The organism is Reyranella sp., from assembly GCF_044224635.1.
Lineage (GTDB): Bacteria > Pseudomonadota > Alphaproteobacteria > Reyranellales > Reyranellaceae > Reyranella.
Map to the genome: position 1 here is coordinate 23,454 of NZ_JBGAKA010000038.1, position 16,409 is coordinate 39,862.

General features: G+C 67.6%; 15 protein-coding genes and 2 pseudogenes. 7 read left to right on the forward strand and 10 right to left on the reverse strand.

Translation table 11 applies throughout. The features are described from left to right. Nucleotides 1–65: 65 nt before the first annotated feature. The 4 genes and pseudogenes from ACILR9_RS26890 to ACILR9_RS26905 form a co-directional block, all read right to left on the reverse strand. Complete coding sequence (locus ACILR9_RS26890) at nt 66–512, reverse strand: hypothetical protein (protein ID WP_395713110.1); 447 nt, start codon at nt 510–512, stop codon at nt 66–68. 38 nt (nt 513–550) lie between these two features. Next, a pseudogene (locus tag ACILR9_RS26895) lies at nt 551–709 on the reverse strand (DUF3419 family protein); the annotation flags it as partial. Between the two features lie 86 nt (nt 710–795). Next, a pseudogene (locus ACILR9_RS26900) lies at nt 796–1,035 on the reverse strand (DUF3419 family protein); the annotation flags it as partial. A gap of 15 nt (nt 1,036–1,050) precedes the next feature. Continuing rightward, nucleotides 1,051–2,184, reverse strand: coding sequence for a glycosyltransferase family 4 protein (locus ACILR9_RS26905; RefSeq protein WP_395713055.1), 1,134 nt, complete (start codon nt 2,182–2,184; stop codon nt 1,051–1,053). A 207-nt stretch (nt 2,185–2,391) separates the two neighbouring features. Here ACILR9_RS26905 and ACILR9_RS26910 point away from each other — a divergent pair, with 207 nt between their 5' ends. From ACILR9_RS26910 to ACILR9_RS26920, 3 genes are all read left to right on the forward strand, one after another. Beyond that, nucleotides 2,392–4,152: an ABC transporter ATP-binding protein gene (locus ACILR9_RS26910; protein ID WP_395713056.1), complete on the forward strand. Its 1,761-nt coding sequence runs from the start codon at nt 2,392–2,394 to the stop codon at nt 4,150–4,152. A gap of 46 nt (nt 4,153–4,198) precedes the next feature. Beyond that, nucleotides 4,199–4,762, forward strand: coding sequence for a methylated-DNA--[protein]-cysteine S-methyltransferase (locus ACILR9_RS26915; protein WP_395713057.1), 564 nt, complete (start codon nt 4,199–4,201; stop codon nt 4,760–4,762). Nucleotides 4,763–4,879: 117 nt separating this feature from the next. Continuing rightward, nucleotides 4,880–6,274 carry a malonyl-CoA decarboxylase domain-containing protein gene (locus tag ACILR9_RS26920; RefSeq protein ID WP_395713058.1) on the forward strand — a complete coding sequence of 465 codons (1,395 nt, stop codon included), beginning with the start codon at nt 4,880–4,882 and terminating at the stop codon, nt 6,272–6,274. Here ACILR9_RS26920 and ACILR9_RS26925 read toward each other — a convergent pair whose 3' ends face one another. The 5 genes from ACILR9_RS26925 to ACILR9_RS26945 all read right to left on the reverse strand — a co-directional run bounded on the left by ACILR9_RS26925 (nt 6,275) and on the right by ACILR9_RS26945 (nt 10,990). Further along, nucleotides 6,275–7,207 (reverse strand): SMP-30/gluconolactonase/LRE family protein, encoded by a 933-nt coding sequence (locus ACILR9_RS26925; RefSeq protein ID WP_395713059.1) that lies wholly within the window; start codon nt 7,205–7,207, stop codon nt 6,275–6,277. It abuts the gene before it with no gap. Between the two features lie 10 nt (nt 7,208–7,217). Beyond that, on the reverse strand, nt 7,218–8,003 hold the full coding sequence (locus ACILR9_RS26930) for an enoyl-CoA hydratase-related protein (RefSeq protein ID WP_395713060.1): 786 nt from the start codon (nt 8,001–8,003) through the stop codon (nt 7,218–7,220). A gap of 4 nt (nt 8,004–8,007) precedes the next feature. Then, nucleotides 8,008–8,805 (reverse strand): enoyl-CoA hydratase-related protein, encoded by a 798-nt coding sequence (locus ACILR9_RS26935; protein ID WP_395713061.1) that lies wholly within the window; start codon nt 8,803–8,805, stop codon nt 8,008–8,010. Between the two features lie 101 nt (nt 8,806–8,906). Continuing rightward, a complete protein-coding gene (locus tag ACILR9_RS26940) occupies nt 8,907–10,022 on the reverse strand; it encodes an adenylate/guanylate cyclase domain-containing protein (RefSeq protein WP_395713062.1) in 1,116 nt (371 codons plus the stop codon). 74 nt (nt 10,023–10,096) lie between these two features. Beyond that, entirely contained in the window at nt 10,097–10,990 is an 894-nt protein-coding gene (locus ACILR9_RS26945) for an SDR family oxidoreductase (RefSeq protein ID WP_395713063.1), read from the reverse strand. Nucleotides 10,991–11,198: 208 nt separating this feature from the next. Here ACILR9_RS26945 and ACILR9_RS26950 point away from each other — a divergent pair, with 208 nt between their 5' ends. The 4 genes from ACILR9_RS26950 to ACILR9_RS26965 all read left to right on the forward strand — a co-directional run bounded on the left by ACILR9_RS26950 (nt 11,199) and on the right by ACILR9_RS26965 (nt 15,145). Next, the gene (locus ACILR9_RS26950) at nt 11,199–11,663 is read left to right on the forward strand and encodes a cupin domain-containing protein (protein WP_395713064.1); all 465 of its coding nucleotides are present in this window, start codon (nt 11,199–11,201) and stop codon (nt 11,661–11,663) included. Between the two features lie 21 nt (nt 11,664–11,684). Next, nucleotides 11,685–12,881, forward strand: coding sequence for an MFS transporter (locus ACILR9_RS26955; RefSeq protein ID WP_395713065.1), 1,197 nt, complete (start codon nt 11,685–11,687; stop codon nt 12,879–12,881). 69 nt (nt 12,882–12,950) lie between these two features. After that, nucleotides 12,951–14,354: an FAD-binding oxidoreductase gene (locus tag ACILR9_RS26960; protein ID WP_395713066.1), complete on the forward strand. Its 1,404-nt coding sequence runs from the start codon at nt 12,951–12,953 to the stop codon at nt 14,352–14,354. 98 nt (nt 14,355–14,452) lie between these two features. Then, nucleotides 14,453–15,145, forward strand: a complete 693-nt coding sequence (locus ACILR9_RS26965) for a site-2 protease family protein (RefSeq protein ID WP_395713067.1) — start codon at nt 14,453–14,455, stop codon at nt 15,143–15,145. Nucleotides 15,146–16,031: 886 nt separating this feature from the next. Here the strand turns inward: ACILR9_RS26965 and ACILR9_RS26970 are convergent. After that, entirely contained in the window at nt 16,032–16,379 is a 348-nt protein-coding gene (locus tag ACILR9_RS26970; protein WP_395713068.1) for a RidA family protein, read from the reverse strand. Nucleotides 16,380–16,409 lie beyond the last annotated feature (30 nt).

Below are 16,409 nucleotides of genomic sequence, written 5' to 3' on the forward strand. Positions count from 1 at the left end.
TTAGCATCGCCCCTCGGGCTTGCCAACTCCCGGTCGGGAAGCGTTCGGCTCCCGAGCCGGAAGCGTTAACCCGTTGGTCTGCGGTGGAACACGGCGTATTGGGCATAACCGCCATGTGGGCGGTCGAGGCAGCGCAGCGAACCGGCATGGCTCGCCATTTCCGCGAGCTCGGCCTCGAGCGCCACGCGCGGCTCGACATGAAACCACGCCAGCCACTGGCGGAGGCCGGCGCGGAACCATCCCGGCAGGCGCTCCTGGCCGCCGAAATCGACAATGTGCAGCTCGCCGCCTGCCGGCAACCATTGCAGCGCCCATGCAAGTGCATCCTGCCAGGCCGCGATCATCGACAGGCTGTACGAAAAGAAGATGCGCGAGAAACCCGGCACGCCAAACAGCAGCGACGCATCGAAGCTTGTGGCATCGGCGCGGGCGAGGCGGATGCGTGCCTCGAGCCCCGCTCGATCGATGGTCTGGCGGGCGGTTGCCAGCGGAGCAGGACGTAGCGATCGCACGAGGCGTCGGGGCAGGCGGCGAGATATTCCGTCACCGAGCGATTCAACACCTCGATGCGATCGACGCGCGCGCGGACCGTGTCGAACTGCTCGCGCCGCAGGTAGGGCGGCAACGGCCCTTGGCCGTCGGCGCTGTAGCGTCGGCCGAACGCCTGCCAGGCGAAGTAGTTGTCGTCGAGGCTGAAGCCGCAGGCCAAGCGTTCGACGCGCGCGCAGCACCGCGCCGATTGAGCGCCACGTGAGCCCGGCTGAGATCAACGGCGACGATGTGCGCGGGGTCCCCGGTCAGGTACGACAGGACATTGCAACCGCCGGAGGCGATCGCCACCACACGACACTGCGGCCCGAGCGCCAGCGCTTCGAGATCGATCTCGGGACCCTCCCAGATCTGGGTGTAGACGAGACCGCGAAAGAGGCGCTCGAACAATCGTTCCAAAACCCCTTCGAGGGAAAGCGCACGGTTGCGCCGCACGGCTTCTTTCAGACGGACGCGGCTTTCAGCCCGCAGATCGGCCACTCGCACTCACCTCGGATCGACTCAATCCGAGACGTATAACCCGTCATGCATGCCAGTTTGATGACGGCCCTCTTGCGGGCGCGACGTGGGCTTTGCCGCTCCATTGACCGTCCGCAGCGGACGACGCGCTCCTGCCGCCAGGGCGCGATAGGCCGCGACATAGTCGTCGGCCATGCGGCGGGCGGTGAAGCGCTCCTTGAATCGGGCACAAATTCTCTCGTGCGACAGGCTCGGCAGCTGATGCTCAATGGCATCGACGGCGCCCGCTTCGTCGTTGACCACGAAGCCGGTCAGGCCGTGCTCGATGACCTCGCCAACCGAGCCGCTCGGATAGGCGATCACGGGCGTGCCGCAGGCCATCGCCTCGATCATCACCAGCCCGAAGGGCTCGGGCCAGTCGATCGGCAGCAGCAGCGCGCGCGCGCCGCTCAGGAACTCCGACTTGTCGGCGTCGCTGATCTCACCGATGTACTCGATGCCCGGCAGGTCGAGCAGCGGCCGGATCTCGTGAGCGAAGTAGTCGACATCGACGCGATCGACCTTGGCTGCGATCTTGAGCGGCAGGTTGCAGCGACGGGCGATGCGGATCGCCCGATCGACGGCCTTCTCGGGCGATATGCGACCGAGCACAGCGAGGTAATCGCGCTTCCTCGCGCGCGGCTCCAGCAGGGCGGAAGGCAGCCCGTGATAGATCGTCTTCAGCCAGCGCGCCTGGAGCAGCGGCGTGCGCTGGGCATTGGAGATCGAGATGACCGGCACGTGCGTGAACTCATTGAAAACGGTCTGATGCTCCGGCAGATCGAGCCGGCCATGCATGGTGGTGACAAACGGCGTGGGCTGGCGCGAGAACATCGAGAACGGCAGATAGTCGAGATGGAAATGCAGCAGGTCGAATTCGTGGGCGCGTCGTCGCACCTGCTCCAGCATCGCCACATGAAGCGCCATAGGGTCGCGCACCTTGTCGTCCATGCGCAGCGCACGCGGCCACATCGCTTCGAGCTTCGCCGATGTCCGCGAGTCGCCACTGGCAAACAGCGTGACGTCGTGGCCGAGCGCCACGAGCTCCTCGGTGAGCCAGGACACGACGCGTTCGGTGCCGCCGTAGAGTTTCGGCGGTATGGCCTCGGTCAACGGTGCAATCTGCGCGATACGCATAAAACCTGCCTCCTGTGAAACGATCGACACGAGCGCCTGACAACAACGAACCCCGGCGAAGCGCCGGGGTTCGGTACACGAATTCGAAACTGCAGTGACGTCGGAATGCAGTCGTGGAATGGCAGCCACTCATTGATCACGGTGCGCTCCCCCGTCGAAGATGTAACGAAATCACGGCTCATTCGTTGCAACCTTCTGGAAATGGGGATGGACCGACTCAGCGGCTACGCCGACCGACCCGTTGCATTCGTGCTGCGCTATGTGCGCAGGCGATGGATTGCGCATGCCTCGATTCTTGCCGCCGTGCTCGGCGCCGTCGGTTGCTCGATAAGCACGCAGTACGGAGTCAAATTCCTGGTCGACACGCTGTCGGCCGGACCAACCGCCGACGGCATCTGGATGGCCTTCGCCCTTCTGGTGTCGCTGATCGCTGCAGACAACCTGTTGTGGCGTCTGGCCGGATGGATTGCAAGCCATGCCTTCGTCGGCGTCACGGGTGATCTGCGCAGCGAACTCTTCCGCTATCTCACGGGACATGCCCCTAGCTATTTCGCGCAACGCCTGACGGGCACCCTCACCGGGCGGGTAACCGCCACCTCGAACGCCACCTTCGCCGTCGAGAATCTCTTCATCTGGAACGTGCTGCCGCCCTGTGCGGCGACCATCGGTGCGATCGCCTACCTGGCCGTCGTCAGCCTGCCGATGGCGATGGCGCTGTTTGCCATCTCCGGCATCATCATGATCTTGCTGTTCAGGTTGGCGGCCCGCGGCACCCCGCTCCATCACGGCTTCGCTGATCGTGCCGCGCGAGTCGAGGGCGAGCTGGCCGACGTCCTCGGCAATATGCCGCTGGTCAGGACTTTCGGCGCCATCGGCCGCGAGCACAGGCGCTTCGACCGCACGATCGACAGCGAAATGAGCGCGCGCCGCCGCAGTCTGCAATATCTCGAAGGGCTGCGCCTGCTGCATGCGGCCATCACCATCGTGCTGACCGTCGCAGTGCTCGCCTGGGCGATCGCGCTGTGGCAGCGCGGCGCGGCGAGCGTCGGCGACGTCGTGCTGGTCTGCACGCTGGGCTTCACGGTCCTGCATGCCACGCGCGATCTTGCGGTGGCGCTGGTCGACGTCACCCAGCATATGGCGCGGCTTGCCGAGGCGATCGCCACGCTGCTGCAGCCCCATGCCTTGCGCGAGCATCCAGCGGCGGTGCCGCTGGTGCCCCGGCGACAGGGCGTGGCGTTCGAGAAGGTTGCCTTCGCCTATCCCGGCGGCAGCAAGCTGTTCGAAGGCTTGACCCTCAGGATCGCCGGCGGCCGGCGAACCGGTCTGGTCGGTCCGTCGGGCGGCGGCAAGTCGACGGTGCTGGCGCTGCTGCAGCGTTTCCACGACGTCGACAGCGGTCGCATCCTGATCGATGGCCAGAACATCGCGCACATCACGCAGGAAAGCCTGCGCGACGCGATCTCCTTCGTGCCGCAGGACATTTCCCTGCTGCACCGCTCGATCCTCGACAATATCCGCTATGGCCGGCCCGACGCGTCCGATGCGGACGTGGTCGCGGCCGCCGAAGCGGCGTGCTGTCGCGACTTCATCGAAGCCCTGCCGGAGGGCTTCGCCACGATCGTCGGCGAGCGCGGCACGCGCCTGTCCGGCGGTCAGCGCCAGCGCATCGCCATCGCCCGCGCTCTGTTGAAGGACTCGCCGATCGTGCTGCTCGACGAGGCGACGTCTTCCCTCGACGGCGAATCCGAGGAGCTGATCCGCGAGGCGCTCGACCACCTGATGCAGGGCCGCACCGTGATCGCCGTCGCGCACCGCCTGTCGACCCTGCGCAGCTTCGACCGGATCATCGTCCTCGATCGCGGCCGCGTCATGCAGGACGGCTCGCCCGAGGAGCTGCTGCTGCGCAAGGGGCCGTACCGCGCGCTGATGGACAGCGAGCTGGCGCGCCTGAGGCGGGTGGCATGACGGGCGCGCCTTGACGGGTTGATTGGTCAGGTCGACGGTATTCGCCATGACGACCAACACCGCAATTGCGCAGGGCTTTTCCCTTTTCGAGACGCCGCTCGGCGTCTGCGGCATCGCCTGGAATGGGCGCGGCATCACCGGGCTGCAATTGCCCGAGGCGAGCGCCGATGCCACGCGCGCGCGCCTGCGACGGCGCTGGCCGGGCGCGGCGGAATCCGACCCGCCGGCCGACGTGCGGCAAGCGATCGACCGGGTGCTGGCGCTGCTCGCCGGCGCGGCGGTCGATCTTGCCGACGTGACGCTCGACCTCGACGGGGTCCCCGAGTTCCATCGCAAGGTCTACGCGGTGGCGCGCACCATCCCGCCCGGCCAGACACTGACCTACGGCGACATCGCCAAGCGACTCGGCGTGCCGCAGGAGGCGCGCGAGGTCGGCCAGGCGCTTGGCCGCAATCCGGTCGCCATCATCGTGCCTTGCCATCGCGTGCTGGCGGCCAATGGCAAGATGGGTGGCTTCTCCGCCAACGGCGGCGTCGCCACCAAGCGGCGCATGCTCGAGATCGAAGGGGCGCTGAGCAACGGCCCGCTGTTCGACTTCGCGCGCCGCTGACGTCACGAGATTGCGTCGCCGGCGGACGGCGCGGCAGAAAGTGGCACGGTTGCTGCTGCGGCAATTGCGATGGTCGCCGCCACTGCGGTGACACGTTCGGCATGACATAATCGGACCATGGTTCTTCCTCTTTCCAGCACCGTGGATCGCACCATCGAGCGGCTGCGCAACGCTTTCGTCGAGACGACGCGCGGCGCGCGCGAGGTCGTGGGCGCGCCGATCCGTCCCGACCTGCCCGACGACGACATCCCGCGCCTCAAGGGCCGCATCGACGCCTGCCTCGAAGGCAAGGGCGGCGAGACCGCGCAGCGCCGGCGCGCCGCCGAGCTCGGCCAGACCTACCTGTCGCTGTCCGCGGCCGGTCGCAGGAAGTTCCTGCTGACGCTCGCACACGATTACGGCCTGCCGCGCGAGGCGGCACTGGCGACGGTCGAGCAGTGGCGCGCCTCGAAGGAGGCGCCGCGCGCGCTGGTCAAGGCGCTCGAGCCGCCGGCGGTGCGCCTGCTGCGCGAGTTCGTCGGCGTGCCGCAGGGCGTGAAGTTCGTGGTCGACCTGCGCGCCGAGCTGCTGACGCTCGGCAAGTCGGACGCCGCGGCGCGCATGCTGAGCGAGGATCTGCGGCCGCTGCTCGGCGCCTGGTTCGATGTCGGCTTTCTCGACCTGGTGCGCATCGACTGGGAGGCGCCGGCCTCGCTGCTCGAGAAGTTCGTCGCCTACGAGGCGGTGCACGCCATCCGCTCGTGGCGCGACCTCAAGAACCGGCTCGACAGCGACCGGCGCTGCTTCGCCTTCTTCCATCCGCGCATGCCGGACGAGCCGCTGATCTTCGTCGAGGTGGCTCTGGTCGACGGCCTGGCCGGCAACGTGCAGCGCCTGCTCGACGCGCGCGCCGCCACGCACGACGTGCGCCAGGCCAACACGGCGATCTTCTACTCGATCTCGAACTGCCAGCAGGGGCTGGCCGGCATCAGCTTCGGCAATTTCCTGATCAAGCGCGTCGCCGACCAGCTGGCGCGCGACCTGCCAAACATCAAGGAGTTCGCCACCCTCTCGCCGATCCCGGGCCTGCGCCACTACATCGACGGACGGTTGAAGACCGACGGCGACCAGGCCCTCACGCCGGCCGAGATCGCCTCGCTCGCGCCGGTGATCGACGAGGCGACGGGCGCCGCCGCGGTGCGCAAGCTGCTCGACCGCCCGGTGTGGTGGGAGGTGCCGGCGATCTCCAAGGCGCTGCGCCCGATCCTGAGCCGGCTGGCGGCGAAGTATCTCACTGCGACCGACGAGCGCGGCCGCGCGATCGACCGCGTCGCCCATTTCCATCTCGGCAACGGCGCCATCGTCGAGCGGCTGAACTGGCTGGGCGACACCAGCGCCAACGGCTTCCGCCAGTCCTACGCCATGATGGTGAACTACCGCTACAAGCTTGCCGACGTCGACGCCAACCACGAGGCCTACGCCTCGGGCCGCGTCGTCGCCAGCCGCGAGGTACGGGCCCTCGCCAAGGGGTAGCTACTTGTTCAGATATTCGAGCTTGAGGCCCGGGCGCGGCCATTCGAAGCTCACCAGCTTGCCGGTCAGGGAGAGCGTGGCGTAGGCGGTGCGCAGGTCCTTGCCGCCGAAGCAGACGTTGGTGACCATCGCGTCGGGTAGCTTGTACTGGGTCACCGACTTGCCGTCGGGCGAGATGTCCGACACCGCACCGGTGATCAGGGTGGCGACACAGATGTGGCCGGCCGAATCGACGGCGAGCGAGTCGAACATCTGGTAGCCGCCGAGGCCCACCACCACGCGGCCCTTCTCGCCGCGATAGGGCCCGTTCGCCGACCTGATCTCGCCCGGCGCCGAGAGCTCGAAGCCCCAGCAGCGCGCGGTCGGCGTCTCGACGACGTAGAGCGTCTTGCCGTCGGGCGACAGGCCACAGCCGTTCGGCCGCTCGAGCGGGAAGATCTTCTCCTCGATCTTCGAGCCGTCGGCCTTGGCGTAGTAGACCGCGCCGCGGTCGTTGTCGCGCTCGCGCGTCTTGCCGAGGTCGGTGAACCAGAAGCCGCCGGCATCGTCGAACACCAGGTCGTTGGGGCCGTTCAGCTTGCGCCCGTCACACGACTCGTAGAGCGTGTCGAACTTGCCGGTCTCCGGGTCGACGATTTGGATCGAGCCGCCCTTGTAGTCGGCCGGCTGCGTGCCGGGAAAGGTCCGTCCATCGGGCAGCTTGATCCAGTTGAAGCCGCCATTGTTGGTCACGTAGATCTTGCCGTTCGGCCCCATCGCCGCCCCGTTCGGCCCGCCGCCCAGCTTGGCGATCACGTGCTGCTTGCCGTCGGGCGTCACGCGCGTCAGCGTCTGGCGGGCGATCTCGACCAGGATCACCGAACCGTCGGGCATGGCCACGGGGCCTTCCGGAAACAACAGGCCCGAGGTGATCTCCTTGTGCGGCGTCGTCATGGTCTCTCCCTCACTTGCCTTTGAAAGCCGGCTTGCGCTTGCCGAGGAAGGCCGCGACGCCTTCCCTGAAATCCTCGCTGCGTCCCAGCTCGCGCTGGAAGTCGCGCTCGACATCGAGCTGCTGGCTGAGATCGTTGCCGCTGGCACGCCCCATCGCCTCCTTGATGCGGGCCAGCGACAGCGTCGGGCCGTCAGCCAGGCGGCGGGCGATATCGGTCGCAGTCTTCATCAGGTCGGCGTCCTCGACGACGTCCCAGATCAGGCCCCAATCCTTGGCCTGGGCGGCGCTGATCTGCGGCGCCAGCATGGCGAGCGCGCGGGCGCGCTGATCGCCCACCAGGCGCGGCAGGAACCACGTGCTGCCGCCGTCGGGCAGCAGGCCGATGCGGGCGAAGGCCTGCAGGAAGGTCGCCGACCTGGCCGCAACCGCGATGTCGGCCGCGAGGGCGAAGCTCATGCCGACGCCCGCCGCCGGACCGTTGACCGCGGCAACGATCGGCTTGGGCAGGCCGCGCATCAGGCGGATCACCGGGTTGAAGAATTTGTCCAGGGCGGAGCCCGAATCGCCACCGACGCTCTCGCGATCGGGATCGGCGAGGTCGGCGCCGGCGCAGAAACCGCGGCCGGCGCCGGTCAGCAGCACGGCGCGCACCGAGGGATCCTGGGCGAGCTTCTCCCAGCAATCCTTGATCTCGGCGATCATCTTGCGCGAGACGGCGTTGAGCTTCTCCGGGACGTTCAGCGTCAGCGTGGCGAGGCCCTGGTCCTTGGCGAGGGTGATCTTGTCGTAGGTCATCTGCTTATCGTCCGGTGAAATTGGCGGGGCGCTTGGCGAGGAAGGCGGCGACGCCCTCCTTGAAATCGGCGCTGCGGTTCAAAGCGACCTGGCTGTCGCGCTCGAGATCGAGCTGCTGCTCGAGCGTGTTGGTGGCGGCCGCGTTCATGGCCTGCTTGATGGCGGCATAGGAAAGTGTCGGCCCCTTGGCCAGCCGATGGGCGAGTTTTTGCGCCTCGGCCATCAGCGCGTCGTCGTCGAAGACCTGCCACACCATGCCCATGCGCGCCGCTTCCTCGGCCGGCACCGAGCCGCCGAGCATCGCCAGCCCGCGGGCGCGCGCGTCGCCCACGATGTGCGGCAGGAAGTACGTGCCACCGAGATCGGGGATCAGCGAGATGCGCACGAAGGCCTGGTCGAAGCGGGCCGAGCGCGCCGCCAGCACGATGTCGCAGGCGAGCGCCAGGTTGGCGCCGCCGCCCGCCGCCACGCCGTTGACGGCAGCGACGATCGGCTTGGGCAGCTGCCGGATGGCACGGATCATGGGATTGAAGAGGCGATCCATCGCGGCGCCAAGATCGCGCGGGCCATCGCCCGCGTCCTCGCCCGGGCCGCCGTCGGCGAGGTCGGCGCCGGCGCAGAAGCCGCGGCCGACGCCGGTCAGCAGCACGGCCCGGACATCGCCATCGTCCTTCGCCCGGGCGAGCTCGCGATTGATCGCCTCGATCAGGGCCGGGCTCATGGCATTGAGCCGCTGCGGCCGGTTGAGCGTCAGGGTCAGCACGCCGTCCTCGAGAGCGGCGATAACGGGCGTTCGGTCCATGGCGGCGGAGACTGGCACGCGGGCCGGTCCCGCGCCATCGGGTCACGTCGCATCGCGGCACTTTGGTTCCTGTCTGCGGCCAGCGATGGCGAAGATCCCGATCAGGTGGGCAGGGTGAACACCTCGACCGGCTGGACGACGCCGCGCAAGTGATGGAAGCCCAGCGAGGTGAGCGGCACCGGACAGACCTCGTTGAAATCGGCCGACGCCAGCACCGGCACCTTGAGCTCCTTGGTCAGGCTTTCCAACCGGGCCGCGCGATTGACCGCCGGACCGATGACGGTGAAGTCCAGGCGATTACCGGTGCCGACATTGCCGAACGTCACGGTGCCGACATGCAGGCCGATGCCGAAGCGCACCGGCTCCAGACCACCGGTCGCGCGCGCCTCGTTGGCGGCCTCGATGTCGCCCAGCAGCCGGCGCGCGGCGCCGATCGCGGCCGCCGTGACCATCGGCAGGAACAGCGCATCCTCGGCCGGGAAGTAGCCCATCACGCCGTCGCCGATGAACTTCAGGATCTCCCCGCCATGCGCATCGAGCGCGTCGCCGACCAGCTGCAGGTAATTGTTCAGGAGATCGAGCAGCTCGCCCGGCGCCATGCGCTCGTTCATGCCGGTGAAGTCGCGCAGGTCTGAGAACCATAGCACCGCGCGGATCTCCTGGCCCTCGCCGCGCCGGATGGCGCCGTTCAGCACGCGCTGGCCGATCTCGCGGCCGAGATAGGTCCGCGCCACCGTATCGGCGACACTGCGCTCGATATGCGACTCGACGACCGCGCCCACCATGTCGACCGCGCGCTTGAGGTCGGCGATGTCCTGCTCGGAGAATCCCATCGGGCTGTCGGTGGCGAAGGTGACGACCGGCAACGGTCCGCCGCGGCGCAGATGCAGCGGCAAAGCGAGATAGTCGGTGCCGCCGTCTTCCTTCAGCTCGCGCAGCAGCAGGTGATCGTCCGGCCCGACATCCTTCAGGTGATAACGCACGACGCGATCCTGCTCGCGCGCTTCCTGCAACGGGCTGCCGATATAGGCCGAGGTGAACTGGATGCCGACGGCACGGGCGATCTCCTGCACCTTCTCGCCGCGCCGCCACATATAGCCCATCGCCTCCAGCTCGGGATGGACGAGCTGCAGGCCGACATAGATGCGCCACAGCGGCAGGCCGGCCTCGACCAGACGCACCGCCAGGCGCTCGAGGAAGGCCGCCGGCGTCGCCACCTGCCGGCCCTCGTGATCGAGCCAGTCGGCGATCCGACGAAGTCGGCCGCCGCAGCAGCAGCAGCAGCCGGCGGTCAGCTGCCGACCACCGCCGCCACTTCCTCCGACGAGGTCCGGTAGACCTTGGTGGTCGAAAGATCGGCGATCTTCTCGATATTGTCGGCGACGTCCTCGATCGTGGGCGCGCGGCCGGCGATGCGCACGCCCGGCGCCTCGCGATACTCGATGCGCGCGAAGTAGCCGGCGCCGGCGCTCCAGATCTCGCCGGTGCGCTGGCACTGCTCGCTGCACAGGTAGGCAACCATCGGCGAGACGAACGACGGGTCGAGCCTGGCCAGCATCTCGGGCGTCATCAGGCTCTCGGTCATGCGCGTGCCGGCGACCGGCGCCAGCGCATTGATCAGCACGTTGTATTTCTGCCCTTCGAGGCGCAGCGCGTTCATGAAGCCGACCACGGCGAGCTTGGCGCCGCCATAGTTGGACTGGCCGAAATTGCCATAGATGCCCGAGTTGGACGACGTCACGACGACACGGCCATAGGCCTTGGCGCGCAGGATCGGCCACGCGGCATGCGTCACGTAGGCAGTGCCGAGGAAGTGCACCTTCACCACGAAGTCGAAATCCTCGACCGTCATGTTGTGGAAGGTCTTGTCGCGCAGCACGCCGGCATTGTTGACCACGATGTCGACCGTGCCGAACGTGTCGACCGCGGTCTTGACGATGTTGGCCGCGCTCTTGGCCTCCGCCACCGAGTCGTAATTGGCGACGGCGCTGCCGCCGGCCGCCTTGATCTCCGCCACCACCTTGTCGGCCGCGGCGTGGTTGCCGCCCTTGCCGTCGACCGCGCCGCCCGGATCGTTCACCACCACCCTGGCGCCGCGCGACGCCAGCAGCAGGGCGTGGGCGCGACCGAGACCGTTGCCAGCGCCGGTGACGATGGCGACCCGGTTGTCGAAGCGGATTGTCATTCGCGATCTCCCCTCAATTCTCGCCCTGTCCTCAGGTCTCGTCCCGCAGATGGGCCGGCCGCTTATAGGGCGATCGTCCTCGGCTATGGAATCCATTCCTACTCGGCATTTTCGCTTCACGCAGCCTGCGTCGATGCTCCGCCCATCGCCGCGACCGCTCCGGCCGCGGATTGTCCAGCTGGCCACGGCCAGCAGAACGGAGATGCCCATGTTTGTTCGCCCCGCCCTCGTTTCAACCCTCCTGCTCGCCGGACTCGGCCTGGCCGGTCCGGCGCTTGCCGGCGAATGCCCTGCCGACAAGCTCAAGGCCGACGCCGTCAAGCCGGTCAGCCACGGCCCGCAAGGCGTGACCGACAAGGTCCTGTCGACCATCGACCTCGCCGGCGAAAAGATCGCGCTCAAGGGCCGCCTGATGCGGGTGCGCAGGCTCGAGGTCCAGCCGGGCGGCATCGTCCCCTGGCACAGCCATGCCGAGCGACCGGCCCTGATCTACATCGTCAGCGGCGAGATCGTGGAGAATGCCAGCAACTGCGCCGTGCCGATCCTGCACAAGGCCGGCGAGGTGGCGCGCGAGACGCATGCCACCGCGCACTGGTGGCAGAACACCGGCAAGGCCACGGTGGTCCTGCTGTCGTTCGACATCGCCGCCGATCCCAACGACCACCACATGTGATCGCGCCGCGAGGATCGAGCCATGCCCCTCATCCTGCGCGCGTTCACGATCGGCCTCACCGCCTTCCTGACCGTGGTCGATCTGTTCGCGACGCAGGCCATCCTGCCGGCGCTCGCGCAAGCCTACGGCGTATCGCCGGCCGAGATGGGCTTCGCCGTCAACGCCACCACCATCGGCATGGCGGCGGGCGGCCTCGCCGTCGCGCTGCTCGGCCGCCGGCTCGACCGCCGGCGCGGCATCCTCGCGAGCCTGGCGCTGCTCGCCCTGCCGACGGCGCTGCTCGCCACCATGCCCGACCTGCCGCTGTTCACCCTGCTGCGCATCGCCCAGGGCCTCTGCATGTCGACAGCCTTCGCGCTCACGCTCGCCTATCTCGGCGAGCATACCAGCGCCGCCGATGCCGCCGGCGCCTTCGCTGCCTACATCACCGGCAACGTGGCGAGCAATCTGTTTGGCCGCCTGCTGGCGGCCGGCCTGGTCGATCACTGGGGCCTCGCCGCCAACTTCCATGTCTTCGCCGCGCTCAATCTTGCCGGGGCCGTCCTGGTATGGTCCAGCGTCGCGCGCACGCCGCCGATGCAGCTGACCGAGCTGAGCTACCGCCGGCCGTTCAACAGCTTCCTCGGCCATCTCGCCAATCCGCCGCTCAGCGTCGCTTTCGCCATCGGCTTCCTCATCCTGTTCGCCTTCATCGGCACCTTCACCTATGTGAACTTCGTGCTGGTGCGACCGCCCTTCTCGGTCGGCATGATGATGCTGGGCATCGTCTACTTCGTGTTTCTGCCGTCGATCGTCAGCACGCCGCTCGCCGGCAAGGTCGCAGCCCGCATCGGCACCCGCCCCGCCCTGTGGTCGGCCTTCGCCCTCGCCGCCGCCGGGTTGCCCTTCCTGCTCGCCGACAGGCTGTCTGCCGTGCTCATCGGCCTCGTCCTGATCGCCGCCGGCACCTTCTTCGCCCAGGCCACCGCCACCGGCTTCGTCGGCCGCGCCGCCGCGATCGATCGCGGCGCGGCGAGCGGTCTCTATCTCGCCAGCTACTTCCTGGGCGGCCTCACCGGCAGCGCGGTGTTGGGCGTGCTGTTCGATCGTCTGGGTTGGACCGCGTGCGTCGCCGGCATCGGCCTGTCCCTGGCACTCGGCGCGCTGCTGACGACGTGGCTGGTCGTGCTTCCCGTTGCCGAACCGCAACCGATGCCACTGCCTTCTCCGTCCCGATGACGCACCCTCGCTCGGTTGGCTTTCGCCCGGTTTCAGCGTATCCACGAGCTCTACGCCAGGAGAACCGCAATGGCCGCCCAGGCCCAGGCAAGAGCCCCCGAGGTCGATCTCACCGTCGCCGAGCTGAAGAAGCTCTTCGGCGACCGCGTCAGCACCGCCCATTCCGTCCGCGAGCAGCACGGCAAGGACATCTCCTTCCACGAGGCGCACCTGCCCGATGCCGTGGTGTTCGTCGAGTCGGCCGAGGAGGTGCAGCAGGTCGTCCAGCTCTGCGCCCGCCACAAGACGCCGATCATCGCCTTCGGCACCGGCACCTCGCTCGAGGGCCATATCAGCGCCCCCAACGGCGGCATCTCGCTCGACGTCAGCCGCATGAGCAAGGTGGTGGCGGTCAACGAGGCCGACCTCGACGTGGTGGTGCAGCCCGGCGTCACGCGCAAGCAGCTCAACGAATATATCCGCGCCACCGGCCTGTTCTTCCCGATCGACCCCGGCGCCGACGCCTCGATCGGCGGCATGACCAGCACGCGCGCCTCGGGCACCAACGCGGTGCGTTACGGCACCATGCGCGAGAACGTGCTGGCGCTGCAGGTCGTGACGCCGGACGGCCGCCTGATGCGGCTCGGACGGCGGTCGCGCAAATCGTCGGCGGGCTACGACCTGGTGAAGCTGTTCGTCGGCTCGGAGGGCACGCTCGGCATCATCACCGAGATCACGCTGCGCCTCTACGGCATCCCCGAATCGATGGTCTCGGCGACCTGCGCCTTCGACACGCTCGCGGGCGCGGTCAACACGGTGATCCAGACCATCCAGTCCGGCATTCCGGTGGCGCGCATCGAGCTGATGGACACCGAGACGGTCGACACCGTGAACAAGTACTCCAAGCTCGACCTGCCCCTGAAGAGCACCCTGATGCTCGAGTTCCACGGCACCGAGGCCGGCACCCGGGAGCAGGCCGAGATGGTGCAGGCGCTCGCCGCCGAGAACGGCGGCAGCCACTTCGCCTGGACCGGCCAGGCCGAGGAGCGCAGCAAGATGTGGCAGGCGCGCCACGACGCGGCGTGGGCCGCCAAGTCGGCGCGACCTGGCTGGGGCATGTGGGCGACCGACGTCTGCGTGCCGATCTCGCGGCTCGCCGAATGCATCCTCGAGACGCAGAAGGACATCGTTGCCAGCCGGATCTACGCCCCGATCGTCGGCCATGTCGGCGACGGCAACTTCCATCTCACCATGATGGTCGACCCCGACGATCCGACCTACCTGCCGCGCGCCGAGGCGCTGAACGACCGCATGGTGGCGCGCGCCCTGGCGCTCGGCGGCACCTGCACCGGCGAGCACGGCGTCGGCCTGGGCAAGATCAAGTTCCTCTACGAGGAGCATGGCGAGGCGATGTCGCTGATGCGCTCGATCAAGAAGGCGCTCGACCCCGACAACATCATGAATCCCGGCAAGATCATCGGGCCGATCAACTGAGGGTCCGTGACAGACCCTGACACGACCAACCACAGGACAGGCGCCGGTCGCGCGGCCCCTCGCGGCGCCCCTCCTCGCGCCATTCGTCGGGAACCATCATGAACGAGCAGTTGCTGTCGACGCTGTACACCGCCTCGACCTGGGTGATCCCTGCCCTGCTGGCGATCACCCTGCACGAGGCGGCGCACGCCTTCGTCGCCTCCCGGCGCGGTGACCCGACCGCCGAGCGGCTGGGTCGCGTCACCTTCAATCCGCTGAAGCATGTCGACCCGTTCGGCACGATCCTGTTGCCCGGTATCCTGCTGCTGTCGCATGCGCCCTTCCTGTTCGGCTACGCCAAGCCGGTGCCGGTGAATTTCCGCATGCTGAAGAAGCCGCGGCAGGACATGGTGCTGGTGGCGGCGGCCGGTCCGGGCATCAACATCGCGCTCGCCCTCATCGCCGGCCTGCTCGCCCACGCCCTGCCGCTGCTGCCGCCGCAGGCGGTGCCCTGGGTGGTCGACAATCTCCGTAACACCATCATCCTCAACGTCATCCTCGCCGTCTTCAACATGCTGCCGCTGCCGCCGCTCGATGGCGGGCGCGTCGCCGTTGGCCTGCTGCCCGATTTTCTCGCCGTGCCGCTCTCCAGGCTCGAGCCCTACGGCATGTTCATCATCATCGGCCTGCTGTTTATCCTGCCCCTGATCGGCAGCCAGCTCGGCATCAACCTCAACGTCCTCAACTGGCTGCTGTCGGACGCCTTCGATGCCGTCATCCGATTCGTGCTGCGGGTGACCGGCAACACGTGAGCTGCCGCATACGGCGACTCCGCCCTCCATAGTCGCGCCAGGGTTGCGCCCGCAAAACCGGCACGAGGTGTCTGCCACGAGGTCTTGACACATGAAAACGTCTGCCTTTCCAAGGCGTTGGCTCATCTCGTCGGTCGCCTGCCCGTCGCCGAACAGGGAATTGGAACAGGGAAAGCAAAAAAATTAACAGGGATTTGATCACACGAGATCAGGGAATCTGAAAGCACCGGAACAGGGTCTCGTTCGTCATCCTGCTTGCGGGCCGTTCCGCTCATAGGCGCCTATGGCCGTTCCGCTCCCGCCCGCGCACCGCGCAACGTCCTGGCTCTGATGCATCGGAATGGCGTCGCGTTGACGGCAGGTCGGGTTTCGATGCCGGCGATCATGATCGTGTTCATCGGTTCGCTCGCAGTTTCGCCGCCCCACTGATCAGGACATTTCGCGAGTCGGCAGGCCAGCCGAATCGGACCACGTTGTCGGCCATGAGCTTGTGCAATTGATTGCACGTGCTCCGGATCGCAAGCGAAGAGACTTGTCCAGGTGCCGTTGCCCGCGCGCCGGTCGACAGACTACAATGACCTCCAATTCTCGCGGTGGAATCAAGGACCAGGCACTGACGCGGCGAGAGGGAACTGCGTCAGCGGTGCATCGGTCGTCGTCGATGTTGGTGATCACGGTCATGTCCTCGGTTTGCCTGCAGCTTCAGCGCAGGCGATATCACCTCGCGGCACGGGCGGGCAGGCGGCCCAGCCGAAATGGCTCGCTGTTGCAGCCGCCAGCGTGTGCAATCGAGTGCACACGACCTTGCCGCGGCAATGTATGCCAACCCCGGAATGAAAAAGGGCCGGCTATCGCCGGCCCTTCGACAGTGGCGGGAGGCGAAAGCTTACTTCGCCGCCTGCACCATGATCTCGACCTTGAGGGCGGGATTGGCAAGCTTGGCCTCGACGGTGGCGCGGGCCGGCGTGTTGCCGGGGGCGACCCAGGCGTCCCACACCTCGTTCATCTGGCTCCACGTCGTGATATCGGTCAGCCAGATGTTGGCCGACAGGATCTTCGACTTGTCGGTGCCCGCATCGGCCAGGAACTTGTCGATCTTGGCCAGGATCTGCGCGGTCTGGCCCTTGACGTCGGCCTTGGTGTCGTCGGCGGTCAGGCCGGCGAGATAGACCGTGTCTCCGTGCACCACGGCGCTGCTCATGCGCGGACCGGCATTGATACGCTTGACGCTCATCGTCTTCTCCTCTCCTCGTTGGCTCCAGGC